General features: G+C 67.5%; 14 protein-coding genes. 12 read left to right on the forward strand and 2 right to left on the reverse strand.

Annotated elements, in window-relative coordinates:
• Nucleotides 1–29 precede the first annotated feature (29 nt).
• Nucleotides 30–1,616, forward strand: a complete 1,587-nt coding sequence (locus EOHIBHHM_RS13380; RefSeq protein WP_497251369.1) for a S8 family serine peptidase — start codon at nt 30–32, stop codon at nt 1,614–1,616.
• Between the two features lie 330 nt (nt 1,617–1,946).
• Nucleotides 1,947–3,695, forward strand: coding sequence for a cation:proton antiporter (locus EOHIBHHM_RS13385; RefSeq protein ID WP_497251371.1), 1,749 nt, complete (start codon nt 1,947–1,949; stop codon nt 3,693–3,695).
• Nucleotides 3,696–3,915: 220 nt separating this feature from the next.
• On the opposite strand, the gene tuf is transcribed toward EOHIBHHM_RS13385, so the two are convergent.
• A complete protein-coding gene (gene tuf / locus EOHIBHHM_RS13390) occupies nt 3,916–5,181 on the reverse strand; it encodes a translation elongation factor EF-1 subunit alpha (RefSeq protein ID WP_497251373.1) in 1,266 nt (421 codons plus the stop codon).
• Between the two features lie 482 nt (nt 5,182–5,663).
• On the opposite strand from tuf, the gene gcvT reads away from it, so the two are divergent.
• From gcvT to EOHIBHHM_RS13440, 10 genes are all read left to right on the forward strand, one after another.
• The gene (gene gcvT, locus EOHIBHHM_RS13395) at nt 5,664–6,782 is read left to right on the forward strand and encodes a glycine cleavage system aminomethyltransferase GcvT (protein WP_497251375.1); all 1,119 of its coding nucleotides are present in this window, start codon (nt 5,664–5,666) and stop codon (nt 6,780–6,782) included.
• Nucleotides 6,779–7,162, forward strand: a complete 384-nt coding sequence (gene gcvH, locus EOHIBHHM_RS13400; RefSeq protein ID WP_497251377.1) for a glycine cleavage system protein GcvH — start codon at nt 6,779–6,781, stop codon at nt 7,160–7,162. Before gcvT ends, gcvH begins: the two co-directional genes overlap by 4 nt.
• Complete coding sequence (gene gcvPA, locus EOHIBHHM_RS13405) at nt 7,159–8,490, forward strand: aminomethyl-transferring glycine dehydrogenase subunit GcvPA (RefSeq protein WP_497251379.1); 1,332 nt, start codon at nt 7,159–7,161, stop codon at nt 8,488–8,490. Before gcvH ends, gcvPA begins: the two co-directional genes overlap by 4 nt.
• Nucleotides 8,491–9,909 (forward strand): aminomethyl-transferring glycine dehydrogenase subunit GcvPB, encoded by a 1,419-nt coding sequence (gene gcvPB, locus EOHIBHHM_RS13410; RefSeq protein WP_497251381.1) that lies wholly within the window; start codon nt 8,491–8,493, stop codon nt 9,907–9,909. It begins immediately after the preceding gene.
• Nucleotides 9,910–10,047: 138 nt separating this feature from the next.
• Nucleotides 10,048–11,847 (forward strand): DUF7408 domain-containing protein, encoded by a 1,800-nt coding sequence (locus EOHIBHHM_RS13415; RefSeq protein WP_497251383.1) that lies wholly within the window; start codon nt 10,048–10,050, stop codon nt 11,845–11,847.
• Nucleotides 11,847–14,237: a VWA domain-containing protein gene (locus tag EOHIBHHM_RS13420; RefSeq protein WP_497251385.1), complete on the forward strand. Its 2,391-nt coding sequence runs from the start codon at nt 11,847–11,849 to the stop codon at nt 14,235–14,237. Before EOHIBHHM_RS13415 ends, EOHIBHHM_RS13420 begins: the two co-directional genes overlap by 1 nt.
• Complete coding sequence (locus EOHIBHHM_RS13425) at nt 14,234–14,830, forward strand: chromosome partitioning protein (protein ID WP_497251387.1); 597 nt, start codon at nt 14,234–14,236, stop codon at nt 14,828–14,830. Before EOHIBHHM_RS13420 ends, EOHIBHHM_RS13425 begins: the two co-directional genes overlap by 4 nt.
• Nucleotides 14,827–15,738 carry a DUF7502 family protein gene (locus tag EOHIBHHM_RS13430; protein WP_497251389.1) on the forward strand — a complete coding sequence of 304 codons (912 nt, stop codon included), beginning with the start codon at nt 14,827–14,829 and terminating at the stop codon, nt 15,736–15,738. Before EOHIBHHM_RS13425 ends, EOHIBHHM_RS13430 begins: the two co-directional genes overlap by 4 nt.
• Entirely contained in the window at nt 15,731–16,714 is a 984-nt protein-coding gene (locus EOHIBHHM_RS13435; protein ID WP_497251391.1) for an AAA family ATPase, read from the forward strand. The genes EOHIBHHM_RS13430 and EOHIBHHM_RS13435 overlap by 8 nt, the downstream gene beginning before the upstream one ends.
• Entirely contained in the window at nt 16,711–17,568 is an 858-nt protein-coding gene (locus EOHIBHHM_RS13440) for a DUF58 domain-containing protein (protein WP_497251393.1), read from the forward strand. The genes EOHIBHHM_RS13435 and EOHIBHHM_RS13440 overlap by 4 nt, the downstream gene beginning before the upstream one ends.
• Before the next feature lie 418 nt (nt 17,569–17,986).
• Here EOHIBHHM_RS13440 and EOHIBHHM_RS13445 read toward each other — a convergent pair whose 3' ends face one another.
• On the reverse strand, nt 17,987–18,151 hold the full coding sequence (locus tag EOHIBHHM_RS13445) for a DUF7838 family putative zinc beta-ribbon protein (RefSeq protein WP_170864765.1): 165 nt from the start codon (nt 18,149–18,151) through the stop codon (nt 17,987–17,989).
• Nucleotides 18,152–18,307: the final 156 nt, after the last annotated feature.

Raw genomic sequence — 18,307 nt, forward strand, 5'->3', positions numbered from 1 at the left:
TGTAGACGGTCTGCAGTACAGGTCGCATCATGTCAGAAGATGGCACCCCACATGTGAAGCGAAGGCGGTTCCTTCAGGCGACGAGCGCGCTCGGCCTCGCCGGCGCGTTCGGTGGCGTCGCGTCGGCGACGCCCGGTCGGAACCCCGGCCCGAAAGAAGACGAGATCCTCGTCGGCGTCGCACAGGGACGGGACAGTCCCTCGGACGTCGTCGAGAGCGCGGTCCCCGGCAACGCGCGGATCGTCCACGAGAACAAGACGCTGAGCTACGTCGCCGTGAAGTTCCCCTCGCAGGCGTCCGACACCGCCCGCGAGAACTTCATCGACGCCGTCACCAAGAAAGACCGCGTCAAGTACGCCGAGCAGAACGCGACGCACCAGACGTTGTTGACGCCGAACGACCCGCGCTTCGGTGACCAGTACGCGCCGCAGCAGGTAAACGCCGACACGGCGTGGGATACGACGCTCGGCTCTTCGTCGGTCACCGTCGCAGTCGTCGACACCGGTGCACAGTACGACCACCCGGACCTCTCGGGGAACTTCGCGTCGAACCCCGGCTACGACTTCGCCGACGACGACAGCGACCCGTATCCGGACGTTCCCTCCGATGAGTACCACGGGACGCACGTCTCGGGGATCGCGGGCGGCGTCACCGACAACAGCACCGGAACCGCGGGCATCAGCAACTCCTCGCTGATCAACGGGCGCGCGCTCGACGAGGGCGGCAGCGGGTCGACCGCCGACATCGCCGACGCCATCGAGTGGGCCGCAGACCAGGGTGCCGACGTCATCAACCTCTCGCTCGGCGGCGGGGGGTACACCAGTACGATGAAGAACGCCGTCTCCTACGCGACGAACAACGGCGCGCTCGTCGTCGCCGCCGCGGGCAACGACGGCTCCAGCAGCGTCTCGTACCCCGCCGCGTACAGCGAGTGTCTCGCCGTCTCGGCGCTCGATCCCGACGAGACGCTCGCCTCCTACTCGCAGTACGGCAGTTCCGTCGAACTCGCCGCACCCGGGACGAACGTCCTCGCGACGACGACCGAGGCCCGCGGCTCCTACGAACAGCTCTCGGGGACGTCGATGGCGACGCCGGTCGTCTCCGGCGTCGCCGGACTCGCACTCGCTCAGTGGGACCTGACGAACACCGAACTCCGCGACCATCTCAAGGCGACTGCCGTCGACGTCGGACTCTCCAGCGACAAACAGGGGAGCGGTCGCGTCGACGCCGCGAACGCGGTCGGTACCGAACCGGGCAGCGGTGACGGTGGCGACGGTGGCGACGGCGGGTCGGGTGACTCGACGACCGCCACGGCCTCGGGGTCGCTCTCCAGTTCCTACGACTACGACGACTACTCGTACTCGTGGAGCTACAGCGGGCCGAGCAAGGTCGTCGTCGAACTCGACGGTCCGAGCGACGCCGACTTCGACCTCTACGTCAACACGGGGACGACGACGAACGCGTCGCCGAGCAACTACGACTACGCCTCCTACACCACGAACAGCCAAGAGTCGATCACCATCGACAACCCCGACGACTCGACGGCGATGCAGGTCGACGTCGACTCGTACTCGGGCAGCGGCTCCTACGACCTGACGATCACGGAGTACAAGTAACGACCCGGCCGACCACAGACACTGTCAACCACGGTCCCCGCGACGCTGTCATCCTCTTCTGCCGCCGTTCGACCGCGAGCGGCGTCCACGGAAGCAGCCAGTTCGTTCGGTGGGAGCGACATCCGTTTCCGGTTGGCCCGTGGACTTTTCCACGCGCCGAGAGTCGCCGTCGACAATGAGTTCGTGTCCGAGACGGGTGACGTCGAACGACCGTTCGGCCGGTACGCGACAGCGACTCCGACCGACTGACGAGAGTCGGGTCGACGTCCCAGAACGAAACGAGTCGACGCCGATCACACGACGCCGCTCCGTCCCGAGAGGCCAGTTGTAATGGCTGCCGAGGCCGGGACCGCCGTCGTCGACTCGCTCATCCTCCTGCTCTCGGTGTTTCTCATCGCGAGTGCGGTCGGGACGCTCGTCGCCAAAGTCGGACGGTTCCCATACACGATCGCCCTCCTGCTCGCGGGGTTGGGAGTGTCGATCGTCGTCGCCGTCTACGACGTCGGCGTCGTCGAACAGCTGTTCGTCCAGGAGCTCAAGCTCTCACACGACCTCATCCTGCTCGTGCTGTTGCCCGCGCTGCTGTTCGAGGGGGCGGCGACGACCGACCTCGAACGATTCCGGCGGAATCTCGTTCCCATTCTGACTCTCGCGGTACCGGGGCTGCTCATCTCGGTGACGCTCCTCGGGTTCGTCGGGACGTACGCGTTCGACTACACGCTGCTCGTCTCGTTGCTGTTCGCGTCGATGGTGCTCCCGACCGACCCCGTCTCCGTCCTCGCGCTGTTCGAGGAGTTGGGTGCGCCCGACCGACTGTCGGTGCTCGTCGAGGGCGAGAGCCTCATCAACGACGGCGTCGGCGTCGTCGTCTTCTCGACGCTGCTCGCGCTGTTGCACGACGGAGTGAGTCCCACCGTCCTACTCGAACCGGGACGAGCGGCGGAAGTCGTCGCCGAACTCGTCGTCGTGAGCCTCGGTGGCCTCGTCGTCGGTCTCGTCGCCGGCTACGCGATCTACAGCGTGATGGTGAACCTCGACGAGCAGATGACTGAGATCGTCCTGACGATCGTGCTCGCCTACGGGAGTTTCATCCTCGCAGAGCACTATCTGCACGTCTCGGGCGTCATCGCCACCGTCGCGGCGGGGCTGTTCATCGGCAACCAGGGTGCGGAGTACGCGATGAGTCCCCGGACGAAAGTGTCGGTGTTCAACACGTGGGAGACGGCCGCCTTCCTCGTCAACACGTTCATCTTCGTCGCCATCGGCGTCGGTACGCCTATCCACCAACTCGTCCAGCACTGGCAGCTCATCGTCGCCGGTATCGTCCTCGTCGTCCTCGCGCGGGCAGCGATCGTCTACCCGCTGACGGCGCTCCTCAACCTCCGCAGCCACGTGACCGTTCCCCGGTCGTATCAGCACGTCATGGTCTGGGGAGGTCTCCACGCCTCGATCCCGATCGCGCTCGTACTCGGTCTTCAGACCGAGGCCCCGCCGGGCGTACCGACGACGGAACTGAAGGCGATGGTGTTCGGCGTCGCCGCCTTCTCGCTGGTCGTCCAGGGGTTGACGATGGGGCGACTGCTGTCCCGGCTGGGAATCGTCACGCGGACCGACGCCGAGCAGCTGTACGAACTGCTCGTCGGCCGCGCCCGCGCGGTGGACGCCGCACTCGACGCCGCCGACCGACTCCACGCGAGCGGGGAGATCCCGAGCGACGTGCTCGAGGACTTCGAAGCCGAGTACGGCCGCGAGAAGTCCGACCTCGACGAGGCGATCGCGACGCTGCTACAGAACAACCCCGAACTCCGTCACGAGCAGGTGCTGATGGGCGAACGCCGGGTGCTCCAGCGGGAGAAGGGCGCAATCATGGACGCGATGCGCTCGGGCGTCGTCTCCAGCGAGATCGGCGAACGGCTCATCGAGGAGGCCGACCTCAAGCTTGATCGCATCCAGTCCGGCGAGAGCACCGTCCACAAGCGAGACGAGGGCTACACGGAGTCGTGGCGACAGCGCGCCGCGGAGTTCGGACTGTCGGCCGACGTCGCCGTCGAATCAGACGACACACCGGCGGAGGAGTAGTCGCCGGCGTCGTCTCGGTGGCCGACTCCGCTGGGGCTGACAGACGGCACGGCGTCGGACACGCGAGGCGGCGTGCCGTACAGTCGCGACCCGCCCCGCGGCGTGCGTCAGGTCACGTCGTCGATGGCGCCGTCACCGTATTTGAACTCTCGCCCCGACTCAGGGACGGCGCAGCCGCTCTCGGCGATGATGCAAAAAGCTCGGGGTTGCATTGGGGCGCTTACTTCTCGTGGACTTCGAGCACCTTCCCCGCGGCGATGGTCTGTCCCATGTCGCGGATGGCGAAGGAGCCGAGCTCCGGGATCTCCGAGGAGGGTTCGATGCTCAGCGGCTTCTGTGGGCGCAGGGTGACGACGGCGGCGTCACCGGCCTTGATGAAGTCCGGGTTCTCCTCGGCGACCTCGCCCGTCTTCGGGTCGATCTTCTGGTCGATGGACTCGAAGGTACAGGCGACCTGCGCGGTGTGAGCGTGGATGACCGGCGTGTAACCCGCGGTGATCACCGACGGGTGTTGCATCACGACGATCTGCGCTTGGAACGTCTCGGCGACCTTCGGCGGGTCGTCGGCCGGTCCACAGACGTCGCCACGGCGGATGTCGTCCTTGCCGACGCCGCGGACGTTGAACCCGACGTTGTCGCCGGGGCCCGCCTCGGGGACCTCCTCGTGGTGCATCTCGATGGTCTTGACCTCGCCACCGGACCCAGACGGCTGGAACGAGACGTTCATCCCGGTCTTGAGGATGCCCGTCTCGACGCGGCCGACCGGCACCGTCCCGATGCCGGAGATGGTGTAGACGTCCTGGATGGGGACGCGGAGCGGCGCGTCCGTCGGCGGCGACATCTCCGGGAGGTCGTTGAGCGCCTCGAGGATGGTCGGGCCGTCGAACCACGACATGTTGTCGGAGTGTTCCGAGACGTTGTCACCCTCGAACGCGGAGATCGGGATGAACCGCGCGTCGTCGGAGTCGAACCGCACCTGCTTCAGGAGCTGTTGGACCTCCTCTTTGACCTCCGTGTAGGTGTCCTCGCTGTAGTCGACGACGTCCATCTTGTTGATGGCGATGATGAGCGTCTCGATACCGAGCGTGCGCGAGAGGAACACGTGCTCGCGAGTCTGCGGGGCGACCCCGTCGTCGGCGGCGACGACGAGGATGGCGTGGTCCGCCTGACTCGCGCCCGTAATCATGTTCTTCACGAAGTCGCGGTGCCCCGGCGTGTCGACGATGGTGAAGTAGTACTTGTCCGTGTCGAACCGCTGGTGGGCGATGTCGATGGTCACCCCGCGCTCGCGCTCCTCGGCGAGGTTGTCCATGACGTAGGCGAACTCGAAGCCGCCCTTGCCCTTCTCTTCGGCCTCTTCGCGGTGCTGCTCGATTACGTGTTCCGGGACCGATCCCGTCTCGAACAGGAGTCGACCGACGAGTGTGCTCTTCCCGTGGTCGACGTGTCCGATGATCGCGAGATTCTGGTGTGGTTTGTCTGCCATATGAGTCACTGGCGCTGAGACGCCTAACGAGAGTGTTACGAAGCGAGAGGACAAAACGGTTCCCTCGATAACAGGTTCCCCGACTCTCCGTGTTTCCGAACGGTTCGGGCTGTTCACCCACCGCGCTCTCGGTTACTAGTGCTGCATCGCTCGCGTCATCTCGGCGAAGTGAGCCGTGCGGCGAGCGGCGTCGGTGGCGTCGGCGTCGTCGTGAGCGTGCGTAGAAGAGTTTGCAACAATCATAGTAAATACTACCAGCCGAGCCGTATTAAAGCTATGCACGACGTCAGTCGTTGCGGTCGGATTACAGGGTCTGTGACGCAGTCTCGTATGCGCGTTCGTGCAAGGGGAGCGCAATAATTGACACGAACTCGCCCATGTGGGCCGCTGTAAACGGGATAGTATACACTCACGTGTACAACGCCTCCTTCACAATCGTCCGAGATACCAAAGCATTACTTCCCCCGAACCAACGCAGAGATATGGCCCTTCGCAAGCCGCCGTTGCGAGCAGTACACGACGGTCGCGGGGCGAAGTTCACGGAGTTCGGCGGGTGGGATATGCCGGTGGAGTTCGACTCCATCCGCGAGGAGCACACCGCGGTCCGCGATTCGGCGGGCATCTTCGACGTCTCGCACATGAGCGAGATCCGGGTGTCCGGACCGGACGCGACCGCGCTGATGCAGCGACTCACCTCCAACGACGTGACTCGACTCGACCCCGGCGACTCACAGTATTCGACCATCACGGACGACGAGGGGATCATCCTCGACGACACGGTCGTCTATCGGTTGCCGCTCGACGGCGAGCACACCGAGGCGGACGACCCGACGTATCTCTTCGTCCCGAACGCGGGCCACGACGAGGAGATGCACCGCCGATGGACGACGTTCCGCGACGAGTGGGAGCTCGATGCGATCGTCGAGAACGTCACCGACGAGTGGGCGATGTTCGCGATCCAAGGGCCAGACTCGCCGGATCTCGTCGGCGACGCCACTGGTGACGCCGCCGAGGACGTCCTCGAGCTCTCGAAGTTCCGGGCGACGTGGGCCGAGATCGAGGGTGCACGCTCGCTCGTCGCACGAACCGGCTACACCGGCGAGGACGGGTTCGAGGTGCTCTGTCCGTGGGACGCCGCCGAGAACGTCTGGAGTGCCTTCGACTGTCAGCCCTGTGGCCTCGGCGCACGCGACACGCTCCGCATCGAGATGGGGTTTCTGCTCTCCGGGCAGGATTTCGACCCCGAGTCGGAGCCACGGAACCCGTACGAGGCGGACGTCGGCTTCACCGTCGCCCTCGACACCGAGTTCGTCGGCCGTGACGCACTCGCCGCGGTGCAGGAGGCGGGCGTCGAAGACACGTTCGTCGGGCTGAAACTGCTCGACCGGGGCGTCCCCCGACACGGCTACGACGTCACCGACGAGGAGGGCCACGTCGTCGGCCACGTCACGAGTGGGACAATGAGTCCGACGCTCGAAGAACCGATCGCGTTGGGCTATCTCCCGGTCGAGTACGCGGACCCCGGCACGCGCGTCGACGTCGTGGTCCGCGGCCGAGCAAAGCGCGCGAAAGTAACCGAAACCCCATTTCTGAACCAATGAGCTTCGAAGTACCTGACGACCTGCGTTACATGGAATCGCACGAGTGGACGAGCACGGACGACGACACCGTCCGCATCGGCATCACCGACTTCGCCCAGGACGAACTCGGCGACGTCGTCTTCGTCGAACTCCCCGACGAGGGCGACGAGGTGACCGGCGGCGAGGAGTTCGGCGTCGTCGAGTCGATCAAAGCCGTCTCGGACCTCTACAGTCCGGTCTCGGGGACGGTCACCGCCGTCAACGAGGCGCTGTTCGACCAGCCCGAACTCGTCAACACCGACCCGTTCGGCGACGGCTGGATGCTCGAAGTCGAACTGAGCGACGGGGGAGCGTTCGACGACCTGCTGTCCCCCGAGGAGTACCGCGAGCAGATCGAATGACGCGACACGAACGGGGGAGCCCGTACGCCCCCCACACAGCGGACGAGACGACCGCGATGCTCGAGGCCGTCGGCGTCGACAGCGAGGAGGCGCTGTTCGACATCCCCGACGACGTCGCCTTCACCGGCGAGTTCGGCATCGAGGCGCGCGGCGAGCGCGACCTCCGAGGCGAACTCTCACGGCTGTTCGCCAAGAACGACGACCTGACGGAGTTCCTCGGTCGGGGCCACTACAGCCACTACGTCCCCTCACTCGTCGACCACCTCTCGCTGCGTTCGGAGTTCCTCACCAGCTACACGCAGTACCAACCCGAGATCACGCAGGGGTTCCTGCAGGCGCTCTTCGAGTACCAGTCGATGCTGGTCGAACTGACGGGGCTGCCGGTCGCCAACTGTTCGATGTACGACGCGGCGACGGGGATCGCCGAGGCCGCTCGACTCGCCGACCGAGTTCGACAGGTCTCCGGGACCACCGTACTCCTCCCCGAGTCGCTGCGGGCGGGCAAGCGTGACGTCGTCGAGAACTACGTCGGCGGCACCGACCTCACGCTCGAGACGTATCCGATGGACGACGGCAACGTCGACGTCGACGCGCTCGCAGACGCCGTCGACGACGACACCGTGCTGGTGTACGCCGAGAACCCGACCGTCCGGGGAGCCATCGAGGAGCGACTGTCGGATATCGGCGACCTCGCCCACGAACACGACGCACTGTTCTGTCTCGGGTCGGACGTCGTCGCGCTCTCGCTGTTGCAGGAACCGGCGAGCGTCGGTGCCGACGTCGTCGTCGGCGAGGCAGACGCGTTAGGAATGCCGACGAGTTTCGGCATGGGTCTCGGCCTGTTCGCCACGCGCGAGGAGTACCTCCGGCAGGTGCCGGGGCGACTCGTCGGCGTCAGCGAGGACGCGAGCGACCGGCGTGCGTACACGCTCACCCTCCAGACGCGCGAACAGCACATCCGCAAGGAACGCGCGACGAGCAACATCTGTACGAACCAGGCGTGGGTCGCGCTCCGCGCGGCCATCCACGCGGCGTCGCTCGGTCCGTCCGGACTCGTCGACCTCGCGGAGGACTGCGTCCGCGACGCGCAGGCACTCGCGGCGAAACTCGACGAGGTGTCGGGCGTGCAGGCACCCGTCCACGACCGCCATCACTTCCGGGAGTTCGTCGCTCACACCGACCAACCGGCGGCCGCGGTCGCCGCCGACCTCGAATCGGAGGGGTTCGCCGTCCACGTCGTCGGCGAACACGAGATACAGGTGTGCGTGACGGACGTGAACGCCGACCGCGCGGACGCGCTGGTCATGGCGTGCGAGGAGGTGGCCTGAATGTACGACCAAGCACGATTCACGCAGAACGGCGAGTACGAACCGCTCCTCTCGGAGAAGGACAGCACGCAGGTGGAGATCGGCGACGACTCGCCGCTCCCGGAGGAGTTGACCCGCGACTCGCTGGAGCTGCCCGAGCTCTCCGAACCCGAGTTGGCGCGACACTACACGCGACTCTCGCAGATGAACTACGGCGTCGAGACGGGGCCCTACCCGCTCGGCAGCTGTACGATGAAGTACAACCCGAAGTTCACCGAGGACGTCGCCGCCGACCCGAACGCGGCCGTCCACCCCGACCGGTCGGAGCGGTCGATGCAGGGGACGCTGGCGATGCTCTATCACCTGCAGGACTACCTCGCTCGCATCGGCGGGATGGACGCGGTGACGCTCCAGCCGCCGGCGGGTGCCGCAGGCGAGTTCACGGGCATCCTGGTCGCGAAGGCGTACCACGAGGCACAGGGGAACGACCGCAGCGAGGTCGTCATCCCCGCCAGCGCCCACGGCACCAACTTCGCGACGGCGGCGATGGCCGGCTACGACGTGGTCGAACTCCCCTCCGGCGAGGACGGGCGCGTCGACCTCGACGCACTGGAGGCCGCCGTCGGCGAGGACACCGCCGCGCTCATGCTGACCAACCCGAACACGGTCGGCCTGTTCGAGCGCGACATCACCGAGATCGCCGAGATCGTCCACGACGCCGGTGGCCTGCTCTACTACGACGGCGCGAACCTCAACGCGCTCCTGGGGCGGGCGCGCCCCGGCGACATGGGGTTCGACATCATGCACTACAACGTCCACAAGACGTTCGCGACGCCCCACGGCGGCGGCGGCCCCGGAGCGGGGCCAGTCGGCGTCGTCGAGGAGCTCGCCGAGTTCCTCCCGCGACCGCAGGTCCGACGGAACGACGGCGGCTTCGAACTGTTCGACCCCGAGCGGTCGATCGGGAAGGTCCACGGCTTCTACGGGAACTGGCTGGTGCTCGTGAAGGCCTACGCCTACATCGCCCGTCTCGGCGACGAGGGACTCGCGGACGCGAGCGCGAAGGCCGTGCTCAACGCCAACTACCTCGGCTCACAGATCGAGTACGACATCCCCTACGGCCCGTTCCACCACGAGTTCGCCGCGACGGCAGGCGACCAGGACGCCGCCGACGTCGCAAAGCGGATGTTGGACTACGGCGTCCACCCGCCGACGACGAAGTGGCCCGAGATGGTGCCGGAGGCGATGCTGACTGAACCAACTGAAGTCGAGAACCGCGAGACGCTCGACGACCTGGCGGCCGCGTTCAACGCCGCCCACGGCGAGGACGACGAGACGCTCGCCGCCGCCCCCGAGCGCACGACCGCTCGCCGCATCGACCAGGTGAGCGCCGCGCGCAACCCGCGGCTGTCGTGGCACGCGCTTGACGACGCCGAGTAGCGACCGCTCACGCGACCGCGTTCTCTCTTTTCTCTACATCGCGTTTTTCTCTATACCGTAAGTTACGGACTCTAAGACAGTCGTTTTCGGCATACTGTTGCGCAAACGTCATATGGAGACGCGTCGTGAAAACAGACTATGGTCCTCGACGGAATCTTCCTCTCTCCGGTGGCGCTCCTCGCGCTCCTGACGACGGTTCCCGTCGTCCTGCTGTATCTCATCCGTCCCGACCCCAGGGAGATCGACCTCCCGACGCTGCGTTTCCTGCGCGAACAGCGAGGCGAGGACGCGTCGAACCCCGTCCTCCAGCGACTCAGTCGCAGCCTCCTCATGCTGCTCCAACTGGCGGTGTTGATCCTGCTGGCGACGTCGCTGGCGACGCCGTACACGCTCGTCTCGGAGTCGGAGACGGTCGAGGAGACGGTGCTCGTCGTCGACGGCAGCGCGAGCATGGCGACCGTCGACGGCGACGCGACTCGGTTCGACCGAGCCGTCGCCGCCGCCCGCCGGGAGACGACCAGCACGACGTCGGTCGTCTTCGTCGGTCGCGAGGGCGAGATGGCCGTCCGGGACGGGACGCCCGGCGAGGCGCGACGGACGCTCGGCGAGCTCGCGGTCACCGACGTCGAAGGCGACCTCCGCGACGGCATCGCGCAGGCGGCGGCCGTCGCCGGCGACGGCGCTCGCGTCGTCGTCCTCAGCGACTTCGCCGACGAGAGCGGGTGGGAAGAGGCCGTCGAGTCGGCCCGGGCCCGCGGTCTCCTCGTCGACCTGCGGCAGTTCGCCGGCGGCGGCGACGACAACGTCGGCATCGTCGACCGGTCGTTCGGCGGTGCAGAGGTGACCCTGACGGTGAAGAACTACGCCGACCGCGAGGTCGAACGGACGCTCACGTTCGGCGACCAGCGGCGGACGCTCGCGCTCGGCGCCGGCGACGTGACGACCGTGACGCTCCCGATTCCGACCGGCGGCGGCACCGCCGAGTTGACGCCGGGCGACTCCTTCGCCACCGACGACGCCGTCGCCGTCGCCGCCCCCGAGGAGGCGACCGTCGACGTGTTGCTCCTGACGAACGACCGCAACAAGTACCTCGCGACGGCGCTCTCGGTCGTCCCCGAGGTGAACCTGACGGTGCGCTCGCCGCCGGCGAACGTCGAGGAGCCGTACGACGTCGTCGTCTACAGCAACGTCGAGTCGGGGCGACTGCTCCAGGGGAACGTCGACGACGGCAAACAGGCGCTGAAGCGAGGCGGCGGCGTCGTCCTCCAGGCCCAAGAGGGGATGCCGAACCGCTACTCCCAGCTGCTCCCCGTCGAGGTCGGCGAGTCGGCCAACGTCACCTCCGTCGGCGGCGTCGCGGGCGACGAACTCACCCGCGACGTCAACTTCCCGCCGCCCGAGGTGGCGTTCGCCGCCCGCCCGAAGGAGGGCACCCGGACGCTCGTCGGGCTCGCCGACGGGTCGCCGCTGATCGCGACCGCCGAGCGGAACGGCGGGCGCGTGCTCTACTACGGCTACGTCGAGGATAGCTCGTCGTTCAAGCACAACTACCAGTATCCCGTGTTCTGGAAACGCGCGGTGTTCCACCTCGCCGGCCGCGACCCGCTGCCGACGCTGAACCGCCCGGCCGGCGACGTCCTTCGGTTCGCGAACGAGACGACCGTGACGACGCCGAACGGGGCGGTGACCACACGCGCGCTCCGACTCGACCGGGCGGGGTTCTACGAGGTTGGCGACCGTCGGTACGGCGTCTCGTTGACCAGCGAGACCGAGTCGGCCGTCGTCGCCGATCCGTTGGAGTCGCGCGACGACGGCGTCGCCGGCGGTCGCGAGGAGGAACGGCGCGTCCCCGACCCAGTCACCGAGTGGGTCGTCCTCGCGGGACTGACGGTGTCGATGGTCGAACTCGGCTATCTCCGTCGGCGGGGTGATCTGTGATGTTGGCGCTCACCGCGCTCCAGTCGGGGCTGTTCGACGCGTGGGAAATCGTCGTCGACGGCGTCACCGTCGGAGTCGCGAGACCGCTGCTGTTGCTCGCGGTGCCGCTCGGTCTGCTCGCGGTGTGGGCACTCGTCTACCGGGACGCGACGGGGACGGCGACGGCGCGCAGTCGTCGACTGCTGACCGTCTCGCGAGTGCTCGTCGTCTGCTGTCTCGTCGTCGCCGCCGCCGGTCCCTACACCGTCGAGCGGTCACAGACGACTGGCGACCCGCGGGTGACGCTGCTCGTCGACGACTCCGAGAGCATGGACGTGCTGCCGGACGCGGGCGACCGTCTCGCCGAGGCCATCGAGGCGGAGGGCGTCCCGGTGACGACGGCCACCATCGGCCAGGGGACGCGCTCGCCGCTCGGCGACGGGATCGCCGCGAACCTCCGGGAGAACGGGACAGTGGTCGTCGTCAGCGACGGCCAGGTGACGGAGGGGCGGAGCCTCGCCGACGCCGGCGAACTCGCCACGTCGCTGAACGCGACGGTGGCGTCGGTGCGACTCGCCCCGCGGCGGACCGAACGCTCCGTCTCCGTCTCCGGTCCCGCGAAGACCAGCGCCGGCGTCGACAACAGCTTCGTCGTCGGCGTCGACGGCGTGAACCTCGACGACGAGACTCGGCTGGTCGTCACCGTCGACGACGAGACGGTGCTCGAGCGGTCGGTGGCGGAGGCGGGTCGCGTCGAGTTCTCTCACAGCTTCGAGGAGACCGGCTCACACCGGATCACCGCACAGATCGAGTCCGGCGACGGCGTCGCCGAGAACGACGTCTTCCGAAAGACCGTCCGCGTCGTCGAACAACCGAAGCTCCTCTACGTCGCCAAGCAGGACTACCCGTTCGGTCGCTATCTGGAGGAGCTCTACGACGTCGAGCGCGTCGAGTCGGTCCCCGAGGACCTCAGCCCCTACTACGCGGTCGTCGTCCAGGACGTCCCCGCCGAGGGGATCGGCGACGTCGACAGCCTCCAGAAGTTCGTCATCGACGGCGGCGGGCTGTTGATGGTCGGCGGCGACAACTCCTTCGAGAACGGCGGCTACGAGGGGTCGTCGGTGGCGTCGATGCTGCCGGTGACGATGGGCGAGAGCGTCGGCGGGAGCACGAACCTCGTGCTCGCGATCGACGTCTCCGGCAGTTCGAAAAACGGGATGCGCGTCCAGAAGGCCGTCTCCCTCGACGCGCTGGAGCAGCTGGGCGACGAGAACGCCGTCGGCGTCGTCGGGTTCAACCACAACGCCTACGAGGTGGCCGACCTCGCTCCCCTCTCCGAGAACCGCGAGGAGGTGGCCGACCGCATCCGTCGACTGGAGAGCGGCGGCGGCACCGACATCGCCGGAGGCATCCTGGGGGCCGAGGAGCTGCTCGGCGACGAACGCGGCTCGATCATCCTCGTCAGCGACGGCCGTGGGTCGGTCGGGCCGGCGGCGGCGGCCGCCAAACGACTCGGCGAGCGCGGCGTCCGTATCGTCGCCGTCGGCACCGGCAACCCCAACGAGGCACACCTCCAGCGGATCGCCGAGGCGTCCGGCGGGAGCTACTTCCGCGCGACCGACACCGACCGCCTGCGCCTGCTGTTCGGGGGGTCCTCGCGACGCTACGAGGGCAACGCGTTGACCGTCGTCGACCGCGACTCCTTCGTCACGTCGGGCGTCGAACTGACGGCGGACCCGCCGAAGAACAACGACGTGTCGGTCCGGAGCGGCGCGGACTACCTCGTCGCGTCGAGTTCCGGTAAGCCGGCAGTCGCCTCGTGGCGGTACGGTCTCGGCCGCGTCGCCACCATCACCGCCTACGACGACCAGGGGACGCTCGACGGGTTGTTGACGGAACCCGACTCGCTGCTGCTGACGAAGTCGACCAACTACGTCGTCGGCGACCCCGAGCGGAAGGCGACCGGCGTCGCCGAGGCGACCGACACGCGCGTCGGACAGTCGACGACGGTCACCTACCGTGGCCCCGAGGCACCCGCGAGCGACGACGTGTCGCTTCGGCAGGTCGCCCCCGACACCTACCAGGCGACGGTGACGCCGTCGGAGGCGGGGTACGGGTCGCTGTTCGGCGCGTCGTACGCGGTCAACTACCGTTCGGAGTACGCCGCCTTCGGACAGAGTCGGGAGCTGTCCGAACTCGTCCGAGCGACGGACGGGCGGCAGTTCGGTCCGGGCGACGCCGCAGCGATCGCGGCGTTCGCGCGGGAGCAGTCGACCCGCGTCCGCGACGTCGAACGCACCTGGGACTGGCTGTTCCTCGTCGTCGGACTGGGGGTCTACCTGATCGAAGTAATAACACGACGTATGAGAGTCTACACCAACCACACGACCAACGAGAGTGGTCTCACGTGAGCTATCTCGGGCGATCGATCAACCTCGCGCTCGTCGTCTTCGTCGTCCTCGCGGTCGCGGGGACCGCCGGAGCGTCGCTGTTCTACCAGCACTCGACGGACCGACTCGACGACCAGAACGAACAGCTCCGCACGGAGAACCGAGAGCTACGACAGGAGCTGTCTGCGACCGAGGCGAACCTCAGCGAGGCGCGAGACCGCCTCGAGACGGCCAACGAGACGCTGGAGAGCACGCAGGGCGACGTCGGCCAGGTGTCGAACGAACTGGAGGGCACCGAGAAACAGCTCAGCGAGACGATCAACGAGCTGTCGGCGACGCAGTCGGAGCTAGAGGAGACGGAGGCGGAACTCGACGAGGCCGAAGCCGAACTCGAGGCGGCGCGCGAGGAGCGTGACGCCGCGTCGAGCGAACGGGAGGAGTTGGCGTCGCGCGTCGAGACGCTCGAAGACGAACGGGACGCAGTCGCCGAGGAGCGCGACGAACTCGCCGCAGAGGTCGACCGACTCGAGTCGCGCGTCGACGAGTTGGAGTCGGCGCTCGGGAGCGTCTGTGGCTCCATCGAGGGCGAGCGGCCCCAGGAGTGTTCGACATGAACGGCGGGTCGGACGCGTCCGGGGCCGCCGGGACGTCGACGGCGGCCGGAACCCGGACGGCCGTCACCGGCTCCGCCACCGCGACGGGCGGCGAACGTCTCGGGGGAGCGCAGTCGTCGCGCACGGCGGTCGCCGAGGCGCTCCGCGAGATCCGGCGAGAGGGGCTCAAGATCGCGGTCGTCTACGGCGTCGTCGACGCCGCGCTCGCGACGCTGCTCGTGAACCTCGCGTTTCACCTCGTCGGGACGGAGTGGCCGCTCGGGCCGCTCGTGGACGTCACGCTCCCCGGGACGACGCTCGTCGCCGTCGCCGTCGGCCTGCTCGTCGGCGGCGTCGAGTTCGCGGTCAGACGTCGCCGTCCGATCGTCGAGCAGTTCGAGGCGGCGAACCCGTCGGTCCGCGAGCTGCTGCGGACCGCCCGCGACGCCGTCGCCGCCGACCGCGACTCGCGGATGGCTCGCGTGCTGTACGCCGAGGTGCTCGCCCGTCTCAGGGAGACCTCCAGCGTCGACCTCGTCGACCTCCGACGACTGTCGCTCACGCTCGTCGTCGTGCTGGCGTTGAGCGTCGCCAGCATCCAGATCGCCGTCGTCGACCTCGATCTCGGCGGCGGTGACTCTGCGGCGGACAGCGAGGCTGACCCCTCGTACGACGGGCTGCGAGACGGCAGCGAGGTGCTCGGCGCGGCCGAGAACGTCTCGGCGGGCGACAACGAGATCGACGCCCGCATCTCGGGGGCCGGCGAGGGCGACGCGCCGCCCGGCGGTGCCTCGTCGTACGACGCTGGTGGCGTCCCCTCGGGCGACGTCGAGAGCCAGCAGGCCGGCTTCAGCGCCGCAGAACGACTGGAAGACTCCGAACTGATCCGCGACTACAACCTCGAACTACGCAACGAGACCAATGCCTGACAATCCACAGACCAACGGCGACGCGATGGCGGCGACCGACGACCAGATCGACCGACTGCAGGAACGACTCGACCGGGTGCGCACGGAGGTCGGCAAGCGCATCGTCGGCCAGGAGGCGGTGATCGAGCAGCTGCTCGTCTGTCTGCTGTGTGACGGCAACGCCCTCTTGGAGTCGAACCCCGGGCTCGGCAAGACTTCGATGATCCGGGCGCTCTCGGAGGTGGTCGACCTCTCCTTCTCGCGCATCCAGAACACGCCGGACCTGATGCCGTCGGACATCACCGGCACCGAGATCATCCGGGAGACCGAGCACGGTCGGGAGTTCGTCTTCGAGGAGGGGCCGGTGTTCGCGAACGTCGTGCTGGCCGACGAGATCAACCGCGCGACGCCGAAGACGCAGGCGGCGCTGCTCGAGGCGATGCAGGAGAAGCAGGTGACGGCCGCCGGCGAGACCTACGCGTTACCCCGGCCGTTCTTCGTCCTCGCGACGCAGAACCCCATCGACCAGGAGGGTACCTACCCGCTCCCGGAGGCACAGACCGACCGGTTCCTCCTGAAGATCGTCCTCGACTACCCCTCGTACGACGAGGAGCGGCGGATCGTCGACCTCTACACCGAGGGGTCGGGGACGCCAGCGGTCGAGCAGGTCGTCTCGCGGCAGCAGCTCCAGACGATGCAGTCGCTCGTCCGTGAACTGCCGATCGCGAGCGACATCCGCGACCGCGCCATCTCGCTCGTCCGGGCGACTCGTGATGCGCCGTCGATCGAGTACGGGGCGAGTCCGCGGGCGAGCATGGCGCTCGTCCTCGCCGCGAAGGCACGGGCGTTTCTCCGGGGTCGCGCACACGTCAGTTGGGAGGACGTCGAGGCGATGGCACCGGCCGTCCTCCGCCACCGGATCCTCGTCGACTTCCGCGCCGAACGGGAGGGGACGACGCCCGACGACGCCATCGCCGCGCTGTCCGTCGACGGATGATCGACCCCGACTTCCTCGACGAACTCGATCGGTTCCGGTCGGCGCTGAAACGGCAGAGTTCGTCCGTCCGGCAGGGCGACCAACGCTCGAAGAGCGTCGGCGAGGGACTCACGTTCAGCGACTACCGACGGTACGTCCCCGGCGACGACATCCGTCTCGTCGACTGGAAACTGTTCGCCCGGACGGGCGAGTACTTCGTCAAGCAGTTCGAGGCCGAGCGGAGTCTGACCGTCCACGTGCTCGTCGACGCCAGCGGGTCGATGGGCTACGGCGACGGCGACGCGTACAAGTTCGAGTACGCCGCCAAACTCGGCCTCGGCTTCGCCTACCTCACCGCCGAGGAGAACAACGACTTCCAGCTCTCGCTGTTCGACGACCGGGTCGAACGGCTGGACACCGGTCGGTCGAACCGAGGGGAACTGCTCCGACTCGTCGACCACCTGAACGACGTCGAACCCGGCGGCGAGGGCGACTTCGCGGCCGCACTCGACAGCTACGGGTCGACCGTCCGGAGTCGGTCGCTCGTCGTCGTCCTGAGCGACTGTCTCGCCGACCCGGACGCCATCGAGGCCGGACTCGCCGGCCTCGGTCGGAGCGGCATCGTCGTCGGTACCGTGCTGTCGCCGCGCGAGCTCCGTCCGGACCCGACCGGCGACACGCTGTTCCGCGATCTGGAGACGACCGAGACGCTTCGGACGTACTTCGGCGGGACGCGGACCAGATCGTACCGCCAGCGGCTCGACGCCCACGTCTCGGCGGTCGAGGAGCGCTGTCGTCGGTTCCGGGCCGAACACACGCTCGTCGACACCGGCGAGGAGTTCTTCGACTCGTTCGGTGCGGTGTGGGTCGATTAGCCCCCGTATCCCGTCTCGTGAACTGTCCGGACTCGGCGTCTATCGCCAACGATCGTTCGAAAAAGGCGCTAAGTGCCCCGAGACCCGAGTCGTCACCACAGATGCTCGGATCCGGAAACCAGAACGACTCGCTCTCGTCGTGTGAGTGGTACGGCACGGAAGTGAAGTGCGAACTCTGCGGAGAGGTTCGAACGTGTACCGAACACTGTCGTCTGGTCACCTGTCGGGAGTGCCAGGCCGACCTGTTGCCGGCGACGCGCGGTTGGTAGTGACGTCTAGCGATTTTGGACCGAAACGACCGCTGGCCGCGCTTCGATATCTCGGTCTTTCGTATCGTAGCATAGAGTGTACGGGTCGGACGAGGAGAGACGGGTCGCTCGTCGGTAGATGACTGCACGTAGCGAAGGAAGAGAACGGTCTACGCGGAGCTGTCGACGACGTCGTCGATGAGGACGAACCCGTAGTCACACTCGGTGCAGCGCCACTTCGTCTTCTCGCCGAGGTGGACCGTCGTGCTCGCTGCACGGTAGAACTCTTGGGACCCTCCGCACTCCGGGCAGTCGTGTTCGATCTCTAAGCTCATACCCCGAACTCCGGCGTGGGGTATGTTGAAGATGTTGATTCGGCCGTTCCTCCAGTCGTCTCAGAGAGCGAGTCCGCTCCACCGTGCGCGTCGAGTCGCCTCCGCCCGGCGAGTCACGCCTCCACCCCGCAAGTCGTCGAGCGTCCCCGGCCGCAC

Source organism: Halogranum roseipondis (assembly GCF_059695585.1).

Coding starts and splice junctions, on each gene's coding strand:
- EOHIBHHM_RS13380 (WP_497251369.1), top strand. CDS start 30: ATGTCAGAAGATGGCACCCCACATGTGAAGCGAAGGCGGTTCCTTCAG.
- EOHIBHHM_RS13385 (WP_497251371.1), top strand. CDS start 1,947: ATGGCTGCCGAGGCCGGGACCGCCGTCGTCGACTCGCTCATCCTCCTG.
- tuf (WP_497251373.1), bottom strand. CDS start 5,181: ATGGCAGACAAACCACACCAGAATCTCGCGATCATCGGACACGTCGAC.
- gcvT (WP_497251375.1), top strand. CDS start 5,664: ATGGCCCTTCGCAAGCCGCCGTTGCGAGCAGTACACGACGGTCGCGGG.
- gcvH (WP_497251377.1), top strand. CDS start 6,779: ATGAGCTTCGAAGTACCTGACGACCTGCGTTACATGGAATCGCACGAG.
- gcvPA (WP_497251379.1), top strand. CDS start 7,159: ATGACGCGACACGAACGGGGGAGCCCGTACGCCCCCCACACAGCGGAC.
- gcvPB (WP_497251381.1), top strand. CDS start 8,491: ATGTACGACCAAGCACGATTCACGCAGAACGGCGAGTACGAACCGCTC.
- EOHIBHHM_RS13415 (WP_497251383.1), top strand. CDS start 10,048: ATGGTCCTCGACGGAATCTTCCTCTCTCCGGTGGCGCTCCTCGCGCTC.
- EOHIBHHM_RS13420 (WP_497251385.1), top strand. CDS start 11,847: ATGTTGGCGCTCACCGCGCTCCAGTCGGGGCTGTTCGACGCGTGGGAA.
- EOHIBHHM_RS13430 (WP_497251389.1), top strand. CDS start 14,827: ATGAACGGCGGGTCGGACGCGTCCGGGGCCGCCGGGACGTCGACGGCG.
- EOHIBHHM_RS13435 (WP_497251391.1), top strand. CDS start 15,731: ATGCCTGACAATCCACAGACCAACGGCGACGCGATGGCGGCGACCGAC.
- EOHIBHHM_RS13440 (WP_497251393.1), top strand. CDS start 16,711: ATGATCGACCCCGACTTCCTCGACGAACTCGATCGGTTCCGGTCGGCG.
- EOHIBHHM_RS13445 (WP_170864765.1), bottom strand. CDS start 18,151: ATGAGCTTAGAGATCGAACACGACTGCCCGGAGTGCGGAGGGTCCCAA.